We start from the raw sequence: 15,052 nt of genomic DNA, 5'->3' as shown, positions 1-15,052 counted from the left end.
CCGTTGCACGGCCGACCTCTCCCCCTCGGGGAGAGGGGGATCGCTCTCGATCTGGAGTTCGTAGTTTGTAGTTTGTAAGGCTTCGGCCCGCCGAAAATCCCCCTCTCCCCGCAGGGGAGAGGGCTGGGGTGAGGGGTGGACACACTGCCCGCTCTAACCCGCTTACTCGGCGCTAAATGCCGGACCTTTCCCCGCGCCGGGAGAAAGGGAATCCCTCAGGCCTGGCCGACCGGCTGCAGGCGCTGGGCTTCGGCCATCATGCGCTGCTGGTAGAGGTTGGCGAAGTCCACGGGGTCGATCATCAGGGGCGGGAAGCCGCCGTTGCGCACCGCGTCCGCGACAATCTGGCGGGCGAACGGGAACAGCAGGCGCGGGCATTCGATGAGCACCACCGGCTGGAGGCTCTGCTCGGGAATGCCCTGGATGCGGAAGATGCCGCCATAGACCAGGTCGAAGGCGAACATGGTGTTGCCCTGGACCGAAGCCTTGCCGTCCACCTTCAGCTCCACCTCGAACTCGTTGTTGGCGAGGGGGCGGGCGTTCACATTGATCTGGACGCTCACGTCCGGCTGGCCGGTGGGGGTGGCCAACGAATGGGGCGCATTGGGATTCTCGAACGAGAGATCCTTGATATATTGTGCGAGGACATTGAGCGAAGGCGCCACATTGTCCGTCTGGCCGCCATTTTGAGTCGCCATGCTCGTCTCTCCCTTGAGGCTGGTCCTCGTCCCCTGCGAGGTGGCGGGTCGCTACCACGCCTCAGGACGAGGGGCAAGGACGGCAACGTGGACGCGGCGCGCCGCTCCGCTGCGAAAAGGAAGAGCATCATGACCGAACGCGAAACCACCCCGCCGGCCACGGTTCCCGCAAAGCCCCTGTCTCCGGAGGCGGAGCGCGCGCTTGCCGAGGCGGCGGAGCGGCGCGCGGCCATCGATGCGGTCGCCAAATCCCTGCCGAGGGAAGTCAACGGGCGCGGCGGCGCCGAGCCGGTACGCTATGGCGATTGGGAAGTCGGCGGCATCGCCTCCGACTTCTAAAGACTCAGTGGACGATGGCGAGGCCGATCAGGCCGGCCACCCCGACGATGATACGCCACCAGCCAAACACCGCGTAACCATGGCGCGAGACGAAATCGAGCAGCGAGCGCACCACCAGGACGGCCGCGCAGAAGGCGGCGACGAAGCCGATGACGATCAATAGCCCGTCATCCAGCGAGAGGATGTTGCGGCTCTTGTAGAGATCATAGGCGAACGCCCCGAACATGGTGGGCAAGGCGAGGAAGAAGGAGAATTCCGCCGCCGCCCTTTTGTCCACGCCCATCAGCATGGCGCCGACGATGGTGGAGCCCGAGCGCGACATGCCGGGGATCATGGCGAGGCACTGGAAGAAGCCGATTTTCAGCGCCAGCGGCAGAGGTAAGCCCATGGCATTGTTGTAGCGCGGCGTGGGGACGATGCGGTCCACGAACAGCAGCACGATGCCGCCGAAAATCAGCGTGAAGCAGATCAGCATCGGGCTTTCGAACAGTACCGCCTTGATGAATCCGTGCGCCGCGGCGCCAATCACGGCCGCCGGCAGGAAGGCGACCAGCACGCCGAGCACGAAGCGCCGGGCACCAGGGCTGGTGGGCAGCGCGAGGGCCACCTTGAGGAACCGCTGGAAATAGACGGTGAGGATGGCGAGCACCGCGCCGAGCTGGATCAGCACCTCGAAGGTCTTTCCGGTGCTCTCGAAGCCGAGGAAATGGCCCGCCAGCAGCAGATGCGCGGTGGAGGAAACCGGGAGGAATTCGGTAAAGCCCTCCAGCAGGCCGAGGAATAGGGCTTCGAGCATTGTGCCGAGGGTCATGGCGTCTTGTCCGGGCGAGATTGGGAAATGGCCAGGGGCCATGAAGCGGCGGCATCCTGAAATTTTCGCTTAATCGGTGCAATCCAAAAGCGCCGAAGCTCAAGCCGGGCGACCTTGGGGGAGGGGTCTGGTTTGGTTCACCATGTGGCCGCATTGCCACAGCGCACGCGCCCATTCGGTCTTGCGGCACTGCGAGAACCGATCTAGACGAAGGTCAGCCGCAGCGGCGAAACCCCCCAAGACATGCATCTGCACCATCATCCTTTCTGTCCCCATTCGCGTTTCGTGCGCCTCCTGCTTGCCGAGTACGGCATCGAGCCGGAGCTGGTGGAAGTGCGCGTGTGGGAGCGCAAGCCCGAGTTCCTGGCGCTCAACCCTGCCGGGGAAACACCCGTTATGGTGGAGCAGCAGGCCCCCTCGGTGCCTGGCGCCAGCATCATCGCGGAATATCTCGACGAGACCCGCGGCCTTGCGCTTGCCGACCGGCGCCTGCTGCCGGAGGACCCGGCCGGGCGCGTCGAGGTGCGGCGTCTGGTGGCCTGGTTCAACGAGAAATTGTTCCTCGAGAGCACAGAGCATCTGCTGCGCGAGCGCATCTACAAGCGCTACATGAAGTCGGATCAGGGCGGTGGCTCGCCCGACGCGCAGGCCCTGCGTGCGGCGCGCAGCAATCTGCGGTACCATCTCAAATATATCGGATGGCTGGCGAAGGGCCGCAATTGGCTGGCCGGCGACCGCATGAGCCATGCCGATCTTGCCGCCGCCGCGCATCTCTCGGTGGCTGATTATCTGGGCGATGTGCCGTGGGACGAGGACGAGGATGCAAAGGCCTGGTACGCGCGGCTGAAGTCGCGCCCGACCTTTCGTGGCCTGCTGAACGATTCCATCCCGGGTATGCCGGCCTCCAGCACCTACGCGGACCTGGATTTCTGAACGGGCCGGCAGTGTGCGGAAATTCCCCTCTCCCGTGTGCGGGGGAGGGCCGGGGAGGGGGAACGCCCCTTCCCTTAGTCCCATGCAGCCCCCCATGACCGGCACCTTCTCCCTCCCGACCCTCCTCCGCACCCCGGAGAGGGCGTCGGTGTCGCCCGATGTGGCCGGGATCAAGGATCATCTGCGCGGCCTTGCCTTGGCCGAGGGGTTCGATGCCTTCGGCATTGCCGATCCTGAGGTCGCCTCTGCCGCCGGGCCGCGCCTGCGCGACTGGGTGGCCCAAGGCCACCATGGTGAGATGGCCTGGATGGCGGAAACCCTCGACCGCCGCGCCGATGCGCGCACCTTGTGGAGCGAGGTGCGCACCGTGGTCATGCTGGGCCTGAATTATGGGCCGGACGAGGATCCCCGTGCCGCGCTTGCCGAGAGAAATGCCGGCGTGATCTCGGTCTATGCCCGCGGCGAGGATTATCACGAGCTGATCAAGGCCAAGCTCAAGCGGCTCGCCCGCGCCTTGCTGACCAAGGCGGGAACCGGCGATGTGAAGGTGTTCGTGGATACCGCGCCGCTGATGGAGAAACCCCTGGCGCAGGCCGCCGGGCTCGGCTGGCAGGGCAAGCACACCAATCTGGTGTCGCGGGCGCGCGGCTCCTGGCTGTTCCTCGGCGCCATCGCCACCACGCTCGATCTGCCCGTGGATGCGCCCGCCGCCGACCATTGCGGGCACTGCCGCGCCTGCCTGGATGCCTGCCCGACGGCGGCGTTTCCCGCGCCCTACAAAATCGATGCGCGGCGCTGCATCTCCTATCTCACCATCGAACATGCCGGGCCGATCCCGCGCGACCTGCGCCCGCTCATGGGCAACCGCATTTATGGCTGCGACGATTGCCTCGCCGCCTGTCCCTGGAACAAGTTCGCGCAGGCTGGCCAGGAAATGAAGCTCGCCGCGCGGGCCGAGAATCGCGCCCCGGCGCTCGTCGATCTGGTGACGCTCGATGATGCGGCGTTTCGCGCCCGGTTCGCCAAAAGCCCCATCAAGCGTACGGGACGCGTGCGCATGGTGCGCAACGTGCTGATCGCCATGGGTAATTCCGGCAACGCCGGAGTTCTGCCGCTGGTCGAGCCACTGCTTGCCGACGAGGCGCCGGTGGTGCGGGGCGCGGCGGTCTGGGCGCTGTCGCGCCTGATGCCGCGCGCGGATTTCGCCCGGTTGGCTGCCGCGCGCGCCGGCGATCCCGATCCCGACGTGGAGGCCGAATGGCGCGCCGGCGCCGCCTGAACCTTGGTTCCCTCGTCAGATGATCGGCGCGGACGGGAGCTTTCGCCCTTGCCGGGAGGCGGGTCCTGCGTCATCACCCATAAGATGAGCACGCTTCTTGCGGTCGGACTTGGATATTGCGGGCGCCGCCTTCTGGTGCGCGAGCCTAAGCTGTTTTCGCGCGTGATCGGCACCAGCCGCACCCGGGAAGGTGCGCAGGCGCTTGCTCAATTGTCCCAGCCCGGGCTGCAGGTCACCGGCCTGCCGTTCGATGGAAGCCATCTGTCGGCCAATCTGGAGCAGGCCTTGCGCACCGCCAACGTGCTGCTGCTGTCCGCGCCGCCGGGTGAGGCGGGCGATCCGCTGCTGGCGGTGGGTAAGGCGGCGCTGATGGCCAACGTCCATCTGCGCAGCATCGTCTATCTTACCACCCTCGGCGTTTACGGCGACCACAAGGGCGCCTGGGTCGACGAGCGCACCACGCCGCGCCCCGGTTCCGTGCGCCTTGAGCGGCGGCTTGAAGCGGAGGCGGCCTGGATGCGCTTTGGTGGCGCGCGGGACGTTTCGGTGGCGATCTTGCGGCTTGCCGGCATCTATGGGCCGGGCCGCAATGCCTTGGTGCAGGTGGCGAAGGGCGAAGCACGGCGCATCGACAAGCCGGATCAAGTGTTCAACCGCATCCATGTGGACGACATTTGCGCCAGCATCCGCAATGCGGTGAAGCGCCGGTTCAACGGTATGGTGAATGTCACCGATGATTTGCCGACCTCGCCCGGCGATCCGATCATCGCCGCTGCAACCTTGCTGGGTGTTGCACCGCCCGTGCCGATTCCCTTCGAGGAGGCGGCCCGGGAGATGTCTCCCATGGCGCTTTCCTTCTGGGGAGCCAACAAGAAGGTCGATAACGAGCGGCTGAAACACGAGCTTGGCGTGACTCTGACCTATCCCACCTATCGCCAGGGGCTGGCTGCCCTTTATGCCGAAGGCGAGGGGCGTGATAAATAGTTAGTCGGCGCTTTTATTTTTATTTTCCGGTTAATGATCGTTATTTATCAGTAGCTTTCCATCAATCCGCTCAGGCCAGCGCATCCAGCTCCTCGTCTGAAAGCGCGCCGGGGACGATCGTCACGGGAATGGGAAAGCGCGCTGCGTGCGGGCCAGCGGCGGCGGCGACCAGCGGTCCCGGGCCGTCCGATCCGGCACCGGCGGCAAGCACCAGAATGGCAATGTCGCGGTCCTCGCCGATGAGGTCCAGCAAGGCGGCGCTTTTGCCCCCTTCGCGAATCACCGTTTCCGCTTCGATGCCTGCGAGCTGCCGCGCGCGGGCGGCATAGTCATCGAGATGCGCCTGCATGGCTTCCGTGGCCTCCGCGCGCATCAGGTCGGCGATCCCGAGCCATTGCTGGCGTGCGCCTTCCAGTTCGAGAATGCCGAGCATCACCACCCCACCCCCTGTGCGCGCCGCGCGGCGGCTGGCGTAATAGAGTGCACGGTCGCATTCCGGCGTCTCGTCGATCACCACGAGGAATTTTCGGCGGTGGCCGGGCTCGTTGATCTGCCGCTTGGGATTGCTGTCGGTTCTGGAATTCATGTGCCCGCCATCTCTGCGCCCCGGCGCGATGCTGCCACGTGGCGGCCTCCGCTTCGACAAAAAACCACATCGCCGCGCTCGCGCCTGCGGCTTTCCCTCACTGCGGGCGTGTAATACTCCTCCTGCCGTCGCACGGGGCGGCACGGGAGACGCGCATGTCGGTTTTGACCCTCGACCAGGCCCAGACCATCCTTTCCACCGCGCTGCGCCAGGCGGTCGCGCAGAGCCTCAGCCCGCTGGCGATCGTGGTTCTGGACGGGCGCGGGGCCATCAAGGCCTTCGCGGCCCAGGACGGCACCAGCCTCAAGCGGGGCGAGATCGCCATCGGCAAGGCACGCGGCGGACTGGCGCTGGGTATGGGCTCGCGCTCGCTGTTCCGCCGGGCCAAGGAGCAGCCGTTTTTCATCGCGGCGGCCGGCGAGGTGGTCGGCGATCTGATTCCGGTGCCGGGCGGCGTGCTGATCCGGGATGAGGCGGGGGCCATCTGTGGCGCCGTGGGCATTTCCGGCGATACCTCGGACAATGACGAGGCCTGCGCCGTCGCCGGCATCGAGGCGGCGGGCCTGCGGCCGGATCCCGGCCAGGATTGAACCGGGACGCGGCTGGCGCGGGACTTTGCGTCAGGGGGGAGCCCCCTGGCTCACCCCTTCAGAACCAGCGCTTGAGAGGCCCGGCGCGCCGAATTGCCGGGCCATCTCCATGTGGGCGGGAGCCTGGACGATCCCGTGTGCAGCCTTATCAGGAGCGTGACGGTCGAAGCCCCGCGTCAGAGGATCTTCGCGCCCTCTTCGAACGGCAGGCGGGGGAGGCGCGGCATGACCTTGGAGGGGTCGCCGTGGCCCAGTGCCGCGATGAAATTGGTCTTCACCTTGCCGTCCGGGAAGAACTCCGCGTCCAGCTTGGCGGCATCGAAGCCCGACATGGGGCCGACATCCAGCCCGGCGGCGCGGGCGGCGAGGATGAAATAGGCGCCCTGCAGAGAAGAATTTCGGAACGCATGGGGCTCGACCATGCCGGGATTGTTCACGAACAGATCCTTGAAGCCTGGCGCATGGGGAAAGAGCTGCGGGATCTTCTCATAGAATTCCAGGTCGTAGGCGATGATCGCGATCACCGGAGCGGCAAGCGCTTTCAGATTGCCCTCGGACAAGGCCGGCTTCAGGCGCGCCTTGGCCTCTTCGGACGCGAGGAAAAGGATGCGTGCCGGCTGGGTGTTGGCCGAGGTCGGGCCATATATGGCGAGGTCGTAGAGCGCGCGCAGGTCCGCTTCGCTCACGCCCTGCTCAGTCCAGCCGTTCTGCGAGCGGGCTTTCAGGAACAGCGTGTCCAACGCAGCCTGGTCGATCTTGTAGCTCATGGCTTTACCCTTGGATGGTGCAGGGTCACAGACCCCGTCATGCGGATCGACTTAGGTCGCCCCCACCCGCAAAGATAGGGGGTCACCCTGCAAGCGTCCTTTGCACGAATGCAATCCATGCATCAGCAGCGATGATCCAGACGTCACGGCATTTGATGGGCATTCGCGCGCGAACGTCGGTATGGTCCGCGGCTGTCCGACCTCGGACATTCCGCGCCCCTGCGCCCAAAGGCTTTTCAGGCTCTCCGTCATGACCGCACCTGCCCCTATGGCCACAAATCCCGCGACCGACCCTTTGCTCGCGGCTGTCCGCGCCCATGTGCGCGCCCTGCCGGAGAGCGGCATCGTGGAGGTGATGAATTACGGGCGAAATCGCGAGGGCATCATTCCGCTTTGGGCCGGGGAAGGGGATATCCAGACCCCAGCCTTCATTTGCGAGGCGGCGGCGCAGGCGCTGCATGCCGGGGAGACCTTCTACACCTGGCAGCGTGGCCTGCCCGAACTGCGAGCCGCCCTGGCGAATTATATCGCCGGCCTCTACGGCGTGCCGGCGGATCCCGAGCGTTTCTTCGTCACCGGCTCGGGCATGCAGGCGATCCAGATTGCCTTCGCGATGACGCTTGGGGCGGGCGACGAGGTGCTCATCCCCTCGCCCACCTGGCCCAATGCGGCAGCCGCCGCCCAAAAGGCCGGCGCCCACCCGGTCTATGTCCCGTTCGCCTACGGACCGCAGGGATTCGCATTGGACCACGAGGCCCTCGCGGCGGCTGTAACGCCCCGGACCCGGGCCATCTTCATCAATTCTCCCGCCAATCCCACCGGCTTCGTCGCCTCGCTGGAAGATCTGAAGGCGGTGCTGGCGCTCGCACGCCGGCATGGGCTGTGGATCGTCGCCGACGAGATCTATGGCCGCTTCCATTATGGCGAAGGCGCGCGCTCTCCCTCCTTCCACGACGTGATGGACGCCGACGACCACATCCTGTTCGTGCAGACCTTCTCCAAGAACTGGGCCATGACCGGCTGGCGCATCGGCTGGATCGAGGCGCCAGCCGCGCTCGGGCAGGTGATCGAAAACCTGATCCAATATTCCACGTCCGGCGTCGCCGCCTTCATGCAGCGCGGCGCCGTGGCCGCGCTCCAGCAGGGTGAGGCTTTCGTCGCGGAGCAGATCGCCCGTGCCCGCCACGGCCGCGACCTGGTGGCCGATGCGTTGCTGGCCACCGGCAAGGTGGATCTGGTGAAGCCGGACGGGGCCTTCTACCTGTTCTTCGGCATCGCGGGGGAGCACGACGTGCGCCGGCTCGGCCTGCGGCTGGTGGACGAGGCGAATGTGGGTCTCGCCCCGGGCACTGCTTTCGGTGCGGGCGGTGAAGGCTTCATGCGCCTGTGCTATGCCCGCGGCGAAGCGCAGTTGCGTACCGCCGCAGAGCGTCTGGTGCGCTGGCTGGAGGCCCGGCCCACCGACCGCTGAAGGATTTAAACGTAACCCTATGGCCGAACCTCCCTCCGCCCGCCGGGCGCTCCTGTTCGCGACCGGCGTAACTCTCGGCGTCGGCGCCCTCGGCGGGTTGGTTTGCTTCCTGCTCGGCCTTCCCGCCGCCTGGATGTCCGGCGCGCTGATTGCCACCACCGTGATCGCCCTCGCGGGTGTCCCGACCGCGGTGCCGGATCCTGTGCGGTTCGTCTGCTTTCTCGTGCTCGGCGCTTCCATGGGCACAGCCCTTTCGCCGGACATGCTTGCCCATGCCGCCACATGGCCGCTGTCCATGGCGCTGCTCGCGGTCAGCGTGGTCGCTGTGATGGCTGGCAGCATGGCGTTCCTAGTGCGGGTGGCGCGCTGGGATGCCCAGTCCGCATTTTATGCCTCCGCACCGGGTGCGCTCAGCACCGTGATCGCGATGGCGGCAACGACGCCCGCCGACATGCGCAAGGTGGCGTTCTCCCAGGCCATGCGGCTGTTCCTGCTGGTGGCGGCCCTGCCCCATCTGATGGGCAGCGTCGGCCACCCCACGGGAACGCCTCCCGAGGTACCGACTTCGGCGCCGGTCGACGTGGCGGTGCTGCTGGGGGTCAGCCTCGCCTCGGGCATGCTGTTCAATCGTCTGCGGGTGCCCGGCGGCATGCTGGTAGGCGCCATGGCGGGAAGCGCGCTGCTGCACGGTTTCGGTTTCTCCCATGCGTTCGTGCCGTCGGTGCTGCTGGTGCCGAGCTATGTTGTGCTCGGCGCCAGCGTCGGCATCCGCTTCCACGGAACCGACAGGGCGACCTTGCGAAGCTGCCTGCTCGCATCAATGGGCGCGTTCGCGGTGGCGCTGGCCATCTCCGTCGCCTTCGCTTTGCTGGCAGCCCATCTGACCCATGACGACCCGGGCAAGCTGATCACCGCCTTCTCGCCCGGCGCGCTTGAGACCATGACCGTGCTCGGCTTCGCCATGGGGTACGACCCCGCCTTCATGAGTGCGCACCATCTGTTTCGCTTCGCGGGACTTTCGGTTTTCCTGCCCCTGGCGGCGCATCTGCTGTTCACCATCCGCCGGCAGGGTCAGCGGAACTGAGCAAGGGCGGGCGCGCGCGGCGGATGTCCCGCCACTTGCCATGACCCTCAGTCAGGGCTCACAAAGTCATGTGAAGCCTGACTGTGGGCAAGTGGCCTATGGCGAAAGGGGGGTACCTATGAATCGGATCGATGATCTCGCGCTGCTGGTGGGGCGGTTTCTGCTGGCGGCCCTGTTCCTACCGTCCGGCATCCGCAAGGCGATGAGCCTTGGCGGCACCGGGCAATATCTGGCGTCGCTCGGCGTGCCGAACCCCGAGGTGATGGCGATCGCCGTCGCGGCGACGGAGATCGGCCTTCCCATCCTGCTGGTGCTGGGCGTGGTGCCGCGCTTGACGGCGGTCCTGACCGGCGGCTTCGTCATGGTGACGGCTCTGCTCGCCCATCGGTTCTGGGATGTGGCCGACGCCGGCGCCGCCATGGGGCAGCAGATCCATTTCCTGAAGAATGCCGCCCTCGTGGGCGGTACCATGTTCTATTTCGTGTCCGGCGCCGGCACGTTCTCGCTCGCTGGCCGCAAGCGCTGAGGTCCTATTCGGCACCGTAGCAATGCAGGCCCGAGCCGTGGGCGCGCAGCCACGCCTCGGCAAGCCTGCGTTCGGGAAAGATCCGCTCCACGGCGCGCCAATAGCGCGGGCCGTGGTTCATCTCCAGCCGATGCGCGACTTCGTGGGCGGCGAGATAATCCAGCACATGGGGCGGCGCAAAGATCAGACGCCAGGAAAACGACAGGTCGCCCGAGGCGGCGCAGGAGCCCCACCGGCTGGCGGTATCGCGCAGCGTGATGGCGCCCACGTCCACCTGCAGCGCAGCCGCGTGCCGGCGCACGGCGGCGGTGAGTTCAAGGCGCGCGAGACGTTTCAGATAGTCGGAGACCCGGCGCGCAAGGTGTGGCAGGTCGCCGGCCACGCACAGCAGATGGCTGCCGTCGTCCGGGTCGATCTCCACCGAGCAGGTGCCGCGCAAGGTGTCGCGATGGACGATGCGATGGGGAATCCCGCGCACGGGAATGATCTCGCCCGGCACGAATGGCACCCGCTGGGGCAGCCGGACCAAGCGCGCGCGGACCCAATCCAGATGCCGCTGCACAAACGCATTGGCCGTTGCGAGAGGCACATGCGGGGGCGCGGTGAGAGTGACGTCCCGCGAGGCTGTGCGGACCCGCAACGTCAGTCTGCGCGCCGTCGGATGCCGACGCACGCACACGCGCACGGTTTCGCCGTCGAGCTGCAACTCGATCCACTCGGCGCCGCGCCGCGCCGCCGGGGATATATCCTGCCTGCGAAAAAGCATGGAAATCCGACGAATGATCGGCCGGAAGCGGCCTGAAGCAAACTTATCGCCGAATGTGAAAAGATTCTTTGTCGAAATGCTACCCCAACCCCTGCTTCAGCAGGGGAAAAAGCGGATGCGGTCAAACTGTTTCGCCTCTCCCTGCGTCAGATCGGAAAGAGCTGCGTCACATTGTCCGCACTCGCGCGGGTCCCAGCGGGATGCCCGGCATCAGCGCGCGGGCGCTCCTGGTTCATGATGAAGTCGGAAATGCGCGGCGCGATCTCCGAGCGGAAGCGCGAGCCGTTGAACACGCCGTAATGGCCGACGCCGGGCTGGAGATAATGGGCGCGCTTGTCCTCGGGGATATTGGCGCACAAGCGATGGGCGGCGAAGGTCTGGCCGACGCCTGAGATATCGTCCTTCTCGCCTTCCACCGTCATCAGGGCGACGTTGCGCACCGCCTCGGGCCGCACCAGATGGCCGTGGTGGGTCATCTCGCCCTTGGGCAGGGCATGGGTGATGAAGCCCTTTTCAACCGTTTCAAGATAGAAGTCGGCCGAGAGGTCCATCACCGCGAGATATTCGTCATAGAATTCGCGGTGCTTGTCGGCGGGCTCGCCGTCGCCCTTCACCAGGTTCTGGAACAGGTCGTAATGAGCCTGCACGTGCCGGTCGAGGTTCATGCTCATGAAGCCGGTGAGCTGCAGGAAGCCGGGATAGACCTGCCGCATGGCGCCGGGATGGGCCCAGGGCACGGTCGTGATCACATGACGGCGGAAGAACTCGATCCCCTTGTCCATGGCCAGCCGGTTCACGGCGGTCGGCGCCTCGCGGGTATCGATCGGGCCGCCCATAAGGATCATCGAGCGCGGCGCATGAAGGTCCTGTTCCGCCTCCATGCGGGCGACCGCCATCAGCACCGGCACCGCCGGCTGGCACACCGCCAGCACATGGCAATCGCCGCCGAAGCTGCGGAAGATGGAGATCAGATAATCCACATAATCGTCGAGGCCGAAGCGGCCTTCGGAGAGCGGCACCATTTTGGCGTCGGCCCAGTCGGTGATGTAGACGTCGTGGGTCGGCAGGAAGGTTTCGACGGTGCCCCGCAACAGCGTTGCATAATGCCCCGACATGGGCGCCACGATCACCAGCTTGGGCTGGGGCCGGCGCGGGGGGTATTCGAAGGCGCGCGAGAAGTGCAGCAGCCGGCAGAAGGGGCGGCTCCATACGGGATTGATGTGAACCGGCACCTTCATGCCGCTGACCATGGTATGGGTGATGCCCCATTCCGGCTTGCCGTAGCGGCGGGTGGTGCGCTCGAACAGCTCGAAGCCGGCCGCCATGGACTTGCCGGCCGTGGTGTGGGAAGCCGGATTCATGGGATTGGCAAAGAACATGCGACTGGCGTCGGCGAGCGCCCTGGATGGATTGAGCGCGGCATGCGTCATCTCGTACATCCAGTACAGAGGCGCGGACAGCGTGCTTCCGTGTGCCGACGGCTGGCGCGCGGCGCCGCCGAATTCACCGATGGCCATGGTCGTCCCTCACATTCTTTTTATGCGACGAGAGTGTGACCGCCTTCCCGAACGGTCAATCTCGACAAAAGGTCTAATAAGCAGTTGCGCCATGTCATCCACCATTATGCTTGCGTCAGCCTAACGATGTCCTGACGCCGCCAGAGAGAGCATATGCAATACGGATCAGCGACCTTTCCTTATGGAAGATCCTTTGGACTGCGGCTCGACACGTTGATTCGCCTGCGGTGGCTGGCGGTGGCTGGACAATTGCTGGCCTTGCTTGTGGTGCATGGCCTGCTTGGATTCCCGGTCCCGCTCATTCCCTGCCTCTTGGTGGTGGCGCTTTCCGCATTGGTGAACCTTCTGCTGCGCGTTCGGTTCCCGATCGCCCGGCGGCTGGAGGATCGTGCAGCCGGGCCGCTGCTGGCCTATGACGTGCTGCAGCTCACCGCCTTGCTGTATCTGACCGGCGGGCTGAACAATCCTTTTGCCCTGCTCTATCTCGCGCCGGTGACCATTTCCGCCACCGCCCTGTCTTGGAGCACCACGGTGGCCCTGGGCGTGTTGGCCATGGGCTGCGCCGGGGCGGTCGGCCTGTGGCACCAACCGCTGCCTTGGTCGGGACCGGAGGTTCTGGCGCTGCCGGACCTGTATCTTGCCGGGACCTGGGTCTCCATCGCGGTCTCCATCGGTTTCATCGGCCTGCATTCCTGGCGCGTCACCGAGGAGGCGCGCGAGCTGGCCGACGCGCTCGCGGCCACCGAGCTGGTGCTGGCGCGCGAGCAGCATCTCTCTCAATTGGATGGACTTGCCGCCGCCGCCGCGCACGAACTCGGCACGCCGCTCGCGACCATCGCCCTGGTGGTGAAGGAGATGGCGCGTGGCACGCCGAGCGACCATCCCATGGCCGAGGACATCGCCTTGCTGCGCGATCAGGTGCAGCGGTGCCGGGACATTCTCCAGACACTGACCTCGCTCGGCTCGGGCGACGCGCCGTTCGACCGCATGCCATTGTCGCTGCTGCTGGAGGAGGTGGTGGGCCCGCACCGCGACTTCGGCATTTTCATTTCCGTGTCGCTGCCGGAGGACCGAAGCGAGGAGCCGGTACTGGCGCGCAATCCCGGCCTCATCTATGGGTTGGGAAATTTGGTGGAGAATGCGGTGGATTTTGCGACCGCGCGGGTGGAGATCGAGGCGCGCTGGACCACGACGCGGATGGATATCGTGGTCCGGGACGACGGACCCGGCTTCTCGCCCGAGGTGAGCGACCGCATCGGCCAGCCTTATGTGACCAGCCGTGCGCGCAACCGCCAGGACAGCGAGGAGGAAAGCGGCCTCGGCCTCGGCTTCTTCATCGCCAAGACGTTGCTGGAGCGCACGGGCGCTTCGCTGGTGGTGGAGAACCGGGCCATGCCGGGGCGCGGCGCCGAGGTGAGGATCTCCTGGCTGCGCAACACCATCGAGATGGATCCGGAAGACGGTGGGACAAAAGCCCGTCCCGCCCCCTATGCTGAAACCAAGCTGGGCTGAGCGCGGCCGCAAGGCCGCTCCGGTCCGGAACAGGCGCCCCCGGCAGAAGGCGCGCCCAAGAGGTAGACGAGAATGACGCTTGAAACCACCTTGCCTGAAATCGAAGGCCCGCGCTCCGTCCTGATCGTCGATGACGATCGCTCCTTTCTCCAGCGCCTGGCGCGAGCGCTGGAGGCGCGCGGCTTCGAGGTCGCGACCGCCGAGACCGTTGCGGAAGGCCTGTCCCTGGTGGAAAGCGGCGCGCCGGCCTATGCCGTGGTCGACATGCGGCTCGGCGACGGTACCGGGCTCGACGTGATTTCCGCGTTGAAGAAGAAAAGCCCGGGCGCCCGTGCCATCGTTCTCACCGGCTACGGCAATATCGCCACGGCGGTCACGGCGGTGAAGCTCGGTGCGGTGGACTATCTCGCCAAGCCGGCAGACGCCGACGACATCGTCGCCGCCCTGATGGCCAATGCCGACCACAAACCCTCGCCGCCGGAAAATCCCATGTCGGCGGACCGGGTGCGGTGGGAGCATATCCAGCGTGTCTACGAATTGTGCGGCCGCAATGTTTCAGAGACAGCGCGCCGGCTCTCCATGCACCGCCGCACCCTACAGCGCATCCTGGCGAAACGCGCGCCGCGCTGACTGATACCGCCTGAGATTGCGCCAGCGCGGACAAGTTCGTAACACGACGTGGAACCTTCGGGCTGGCGCGACGTTACCGCCCTGGGCGTTGCTCAGCGATCCCGCCCGGTCCCGTTCGCGGATCGGTAGGCTCCCTTTATCGGCTCGGCGGACCTCTGGCGGCATGGCAGGAACATCACTCGTTCGCCTGGCCCTTGTGCTCGCCCTGGTGGTGACGCTGCAGGGGGCCGGCGCCGTTTCGGCCCAGACCCTGGAGACCTATCGCGGCCGTGCGCCCGCGGTTTTCCTGGTCACCCCCAGTACGCAGGGTCCCGCCTTTGCCGCCCAGATGAAGACCCTCAACGAGGCGGTCGCGGGCGTGCTCGCGCGCGATCTCATCGTGGTGGAGGTGGAAGCGCCGAGCGAGGCCCAACTCCAGCGGCTGGAGGTGCCGCAAGGTGGTTTTCAGGTGATCCTGGTGGGTATCGACGGAAAGGTGATCCGGCGCTGGGATGCGCCGGTTCCGGCACAGACCCTGTTTGAGCTGATCGACGGCGCCGGCAAATAAGCCCCGGTTAGG

General features: G+C 66.1%; 17 protein-coding genes. 11 read left to right on the top strand and 6 right to left on the bottom strand.

The genetic code is table 11. The features are described from left to right. Positions 1 to 215: 215 nt before the first annotated feature. On the bottom strand, positions 216 to 698 hold the full coding sequence (secB, locus tag V5F77_RS07545) for a protein-export chaperone SecB (RefSeq protein ID WP_429004728.1): 483 nt from the start codon (positions 696 to 698) through the stop codon (positions 216 to 218). Positions 699 to 827: 129 nt separating this feature from the next. On the opposite strand from secB, the gene V5F77_RS07540 reads away from it, so the two are divergent. Continuing rightward, positions 828 to 1,037, top strand: coding sequence for a DUF1674 domain-containing protein (locus V5F77_RS07540; RefSeq protein WP_429004727.1), 210 nt, complete (start codon positions 828 to 830; stop codon positions 1,035 to 1,037). Positions 1,038 to 1,041: 4 nt separating this feature from the next. On the opposite strand, the gene V5F77_RS07535 is transcribed toward V5F77_RS07540, so the two are convergent. After that, positions 1,042 to 1,848 (bottom strand): undecaprenyl-diphosphate phosphatase, encoded by an 807-nt coding sequence (locus V5F77_RS07535; RefSeq protein ID WP_429004726.1) that lies wholly within the window; start codon positions 1,846 to 1,848, stop codon positions 1,042 to 1,044. A gap of 243 nt (positions 1,849 to 2,091) precedes the next feature. On the opposite strand from V5F77_RS07535, the gene V5F77_RS07530 reads away from it, so the two are divergent. The 3 genes from V5F77_RS07530 to V5F77_RS07520 all read left to right on the top strand — a co-directional run bounded on the left by V5F77_RS07530 (position 2,092) and on the right by V5F77_RS07520 (position 5,044). After that, positions 2,092 to 2,781, top strand: a complete 690-nt coding sequence (locus tag V5F77_RS07530; RefSeq protein WP_429004725.1) for a glutathione S-transferase family protein — start codon at positions 2,092 to 2,094, stop codon at positions 2,779 to 2,781. 94 nt (positions 2,782 to 2,875) lie between these two features. After that, positions 2,876 to 4,060 (top strand): tRNA epoxyqueuosine(34) reductase QueG, encoded by a 1,185-nt coding sequence (queG, locus tag V5F77_RS07525; protein WP_429004724.1) that lies wholly within the window; start codon positions 2,876 to 2,878, stop codon positions 4,058 to 4,060. Between the two features lie 84 nt (positions 4,061 to 4,144). Then, positions 4,145 to 5,044: an SDR family oxidoreductase gene (locus tag V5F77_RS07520; protein ID WP_429004723.1), complete on the top strand. Its 900-nt coding sequence runs from the start codon at positions 4,145 to 4,147 to the stop codon at positions 5,042 to 5,044. A gap of 70 nt (positions 5,045 to 5,114) precedes the next feature. Here the strand turns inward: V5F77_RS07520 and V5F77_RS07515 are convergent, their stop codons facing one another. Next, complete coding sequence (locus V5F77_RS07515) at positions 5,115 to 5,630, bottom strand: universal stress protein (RefSeq protein ID WP_429004722.1); 516 nt, start codon at positions 5,628 to 5,630, stop codon at positions 5,115 to 5,117. A 155-nt stretch (positions 5,631 to 5,785) separates the two neighbouring features. Here V5F77_RS07515 and V5F77_RS07510 point away from each other — a divergent pair, with 155 nt between their 5' ends. Beyond that, positions 5,786 to 6,220 (top strand): GlcG/HbpS family heme-binding protein, encoded by a 435-nt coding sequence (locus tag V5F77_RS07510; protein WP_429004721.1) that lies wholly within the window; start codon positions 5,786 to 5,788, stop codon positions 6,218 to 6,220. A gap of 176 nt (positions 6,221 to 6,396) precedes the next feature. Here the strand turns inward: V5F77_RS07510 and V5F77_RS07505 are convergent, their stop codons facing one another. Continuing rightward, positions 6,397 to 6,987, bottom strand: a complete 591-nt coding sequence (locus tag V5F77_RS07505) for a malonic semialdehyde reductase (protein ID WP_429004720.1) — start codon at positions 6,985 to 6,987, stop codon at positions 6,397 to 6,399. A gap of 250 nt (positions 6,988 to 7,237) precedes the next feature. On the opposite strand from V5F77_RS07505, the gene V5F77_RS07500 reads away from it, so the two are divergent. The 3 genes from V5F77_RS07500 to V5F77_RS07490 all read left to right on the top strand — a co-directional run bounded on the left by V5F77_RS07500 (position 7,238) and on the right by V5F77_RS07490 (position 10,068). Further along, positions 7,238 to 8,458, top strand: coding sequence for a pyridoxal phosphate-dependent aminotransferase (locus V5F77_RS07500; RefSeq protein WP_429004719.1), 1,221 nt, complete (start codon positions 7,238 to 7,240; stop codon positions 8,456 to 8,458). A 19-nt stretch (positions 8,459 to 8,477) separates the two neighbouring features. After that, complete coding sequence (locus V5F77_RS07495) at positions 8,478 to 9,542, top strand: AbrB family transcriptional regulator (protein WP_429004718.1); 1,065 nt, start codon at positions 8,478 to 8,480, stop codon at positions 9,540 to 9,542. Positions 9,543 to 9,660: 118 nt separating this feature from the next. Beyond that, positions 9,661 to 10,068: a DoxX family protein gene (locus V5F77_RS07490; RefSeq protein ID WP_429004717.1), complete on the top strand. Its 408-nt coding sequence runs from the start codon at positions 9,661 to 9,663 to the stop codon at positions 10,066 to 10,068. A 4-nt stretch (positions 10,069 to 10,072) separates the two neighbouring features. Here V5F77_RS07490 and V5F77_RS07485 read toward each other — a convergent pair whose 3' ends face one another. Further along, positions 10,073 to 10,834, bottom strand: coding sequence for a M48 family metallopeptidase (locus V5F77_RS07485; protein ID WP_429004716.1), 762 nt, complete (start codon positions 10,832 to 10,834; stop codon positions 10,073 to 10,075). A gap of 146 nt (positions 10,835 to 10,980) precedes the next feature. After that, positions 10,981 to 12,351 (bottom strand): polyhydroxyalkanoate depolymerase, encoded by a 1,371-nt coding sequence (locus V5F77_RS07480; protein WP_429004715.1) that lies wholly within the window; start codon positions 12,349 to 12,351, stop codon positions 10,981 to 10,983. Positions 12,352 to 12,504: 153 nt separating this feature from the next. On the opposite strand from V5F77_RS07480, the gene V5F77_RS07475 reads away from it, so the two are divergent. From V5F77_RS07475 to V5F77_RS07465, 3 genes are all read left to right on the top strand, one after another. Then, on the top strand, positions 12,505 to 13,863 hold the full coding sequence (locus V5F77_RS07475; protein ID WP_429004714.1) for an ActS/PrrB/RegB family redox-sensitive histidine kinase: 1,359 nt from the start codon (positions 12,505 to 12,507) through the stop codon (positions 13,861 to 13,863). Positions 13,864 to 13,935: 72 nt separating this feature from the next. Further along, complete coding sequence (locus V5F77_RS07470; RefSeq protein ID WP_429004713.1) at positions 13,936 to 14,493, top strand: ActR/PrrA/RegA family redox response regulator transcription factor; 558 nt, start codon at positions 13,936 to 13,938, stop codon at positions 14,491 to 14,493. A 163-nt stretch (positions 14,494 to 14,656) separates the two neighbouring features. Then, positions 14,657 to 15,040 (top strand): DUF4174 domain-containing protein, encoded by a 384-nt coding sequence (locus V5F77_RS07465; RefSeq protein WP_429004712.1) that lies wholly within the window; start codon positions 14,657 to 14,659, stop codon positions 15,038 to 15,040. Positions 15,041 to 15,052: the final 12 nt, after the last annotated feature.

Source organism: Roseixanthobacter psychrophilus (genome assembly GCF_043195195.1).
GTDB lineage: Bacteria > Pseudomonadota > Alphaproteobacteria > Rhizobiales > Xanthobacteraceae > NCEH01.
Note: the sequence above shows the minus strand (reverse complement) of the source record. Positions and strands in the feature narration are given on the sequence as shown.

What these genes read in the sequence shown, in the direction of transcription:
- V5F77_RS07495 (WP_429004718.1), top strand. Translation starts at nt 8,478, where the DNA reads ATGGCCGAACCTCCCTCCGCCCGCCGGGCGCTCCTGTTCGCGACCGGC.
- V5F77_RS07540 (WP_429004727.1), top strand. Translation starts at nt 828, where the DNA reads ATGACCGAACGCGAAACCACCCCGCCGGCCACGGTTCCCGCAAAGCCC.
- V5F77_RS07510 (WP_429004721.1), top strand. Translation starts at nt 5,786, where the DNA reads ATGTCGGTTTTGACCCTCGACCAGGCCCAGACCATCCTTTCCACCGCG.
- V5F77_RS07535 (WP_429004726.1), bottom strand. Translation starts at nt 1,848, where the DNA reads ATGACCCTCGGCACAATGCTCGAAGCCCTATTCCTCGGCCTGCTGGAG.
- V5F77_RS07515 (WP_429004722.1), bottom strand. Translation starts at nt 5,630, where the DNA reads ATGAATTCCAGAACCGACAGCAATCCCAAGCGGCAGATCAACGAGCCC.
- V5F77_RS07465 (WP_429004712.1), top strand. Translation starts at nt 14,657, where the DNA reads ATGGCAGGAACATCACTCGTTCGCCTGGCCCTTGTGCTCGCCCTGGTG.
- queG (WP_429004724.1), top strand. Translation starts at nt 2,876, where the DNA reads ATGACCGGCACCTTCTCCCTCCCGACCCTCCTCCGCACCCCGGAGAGG.
- V5F77_RS07500 (WP_429004719.1), top strand. Translation starts at nt 7,238, where the DNA reads ATGACCGCACCTGCCCCTATGGCCACAAATCCCGCGACCGACCCTTTG.
- V5F77_RS07520 (WP_429004723.1), top strand. Translation starts at nt 4,145, where the DNA reads ATGAGCACGCTTCTTGCGGTCGGACTTGGATATTGCGGGCGCCGCCTT.
- V5F77_RS07505 (WP_429004720.1), bottom strand. Translation starts at nt 6,987, where the DNA reads ATGAGCTACAAGATCGACCAGGCTGCGTTGGACACGCTGTTCCTGAAA.
- V5F77_RS07530 (WP_429004725.1), top strand. Translation starts at nt 2,092, where the DNA reads ATGCATCTGCACCATCATCCTTTCTGTCCCCATTCGCGTTTCGTGCGC.
- V5F77_RS07475 (WP_429004714.1), top strand. Translation starts at nt 12,505, where the DNA reads ATGCAATACGGATCAGCGACCTTTCCTTATGGAAGATCCTTTGGACTG.
- V5F77_RS07470 (WP_429004713.1), top strand. Translation starts at nt 13,936, where the DNA reads ATGACGCTTGAAACCACCTTGCCTGAAATCGAAGGCCCGCGCTCCGTC.
- V5F77_RS07480 (WP_429004715.1), bottom strand. Translation starts at nt 12,351, where the DNA reads ATGGCCATCGGTGAATTCGGCGGCGCCGCGCGCCAGCCGTCGGCACAC.
- V5F77_RS07485 (WP_429004716.1), bottom strand. Translation starts at nt 10,834, where the DNA reads ATGCTTTTTCGCAGGCAGGATATATCCCCGGCGGCGCGGCGCGGCGCC.
- secB (WP_429004728.1), bottom strand. Translation starts at nt 698, where the DNA reads ATGGCGACTCAAAATGGCGGCCAGACGGACAATGTGGCGCCTTCGCTC.
- V5F77_RS07490 (WP_429004717.1), top strand. Translation starts at nt 9,661, where the DNA reads ATGAATCGGATCGATGATCTCGCGCTGCTGGTGGGGCGGTTTCTGCTG.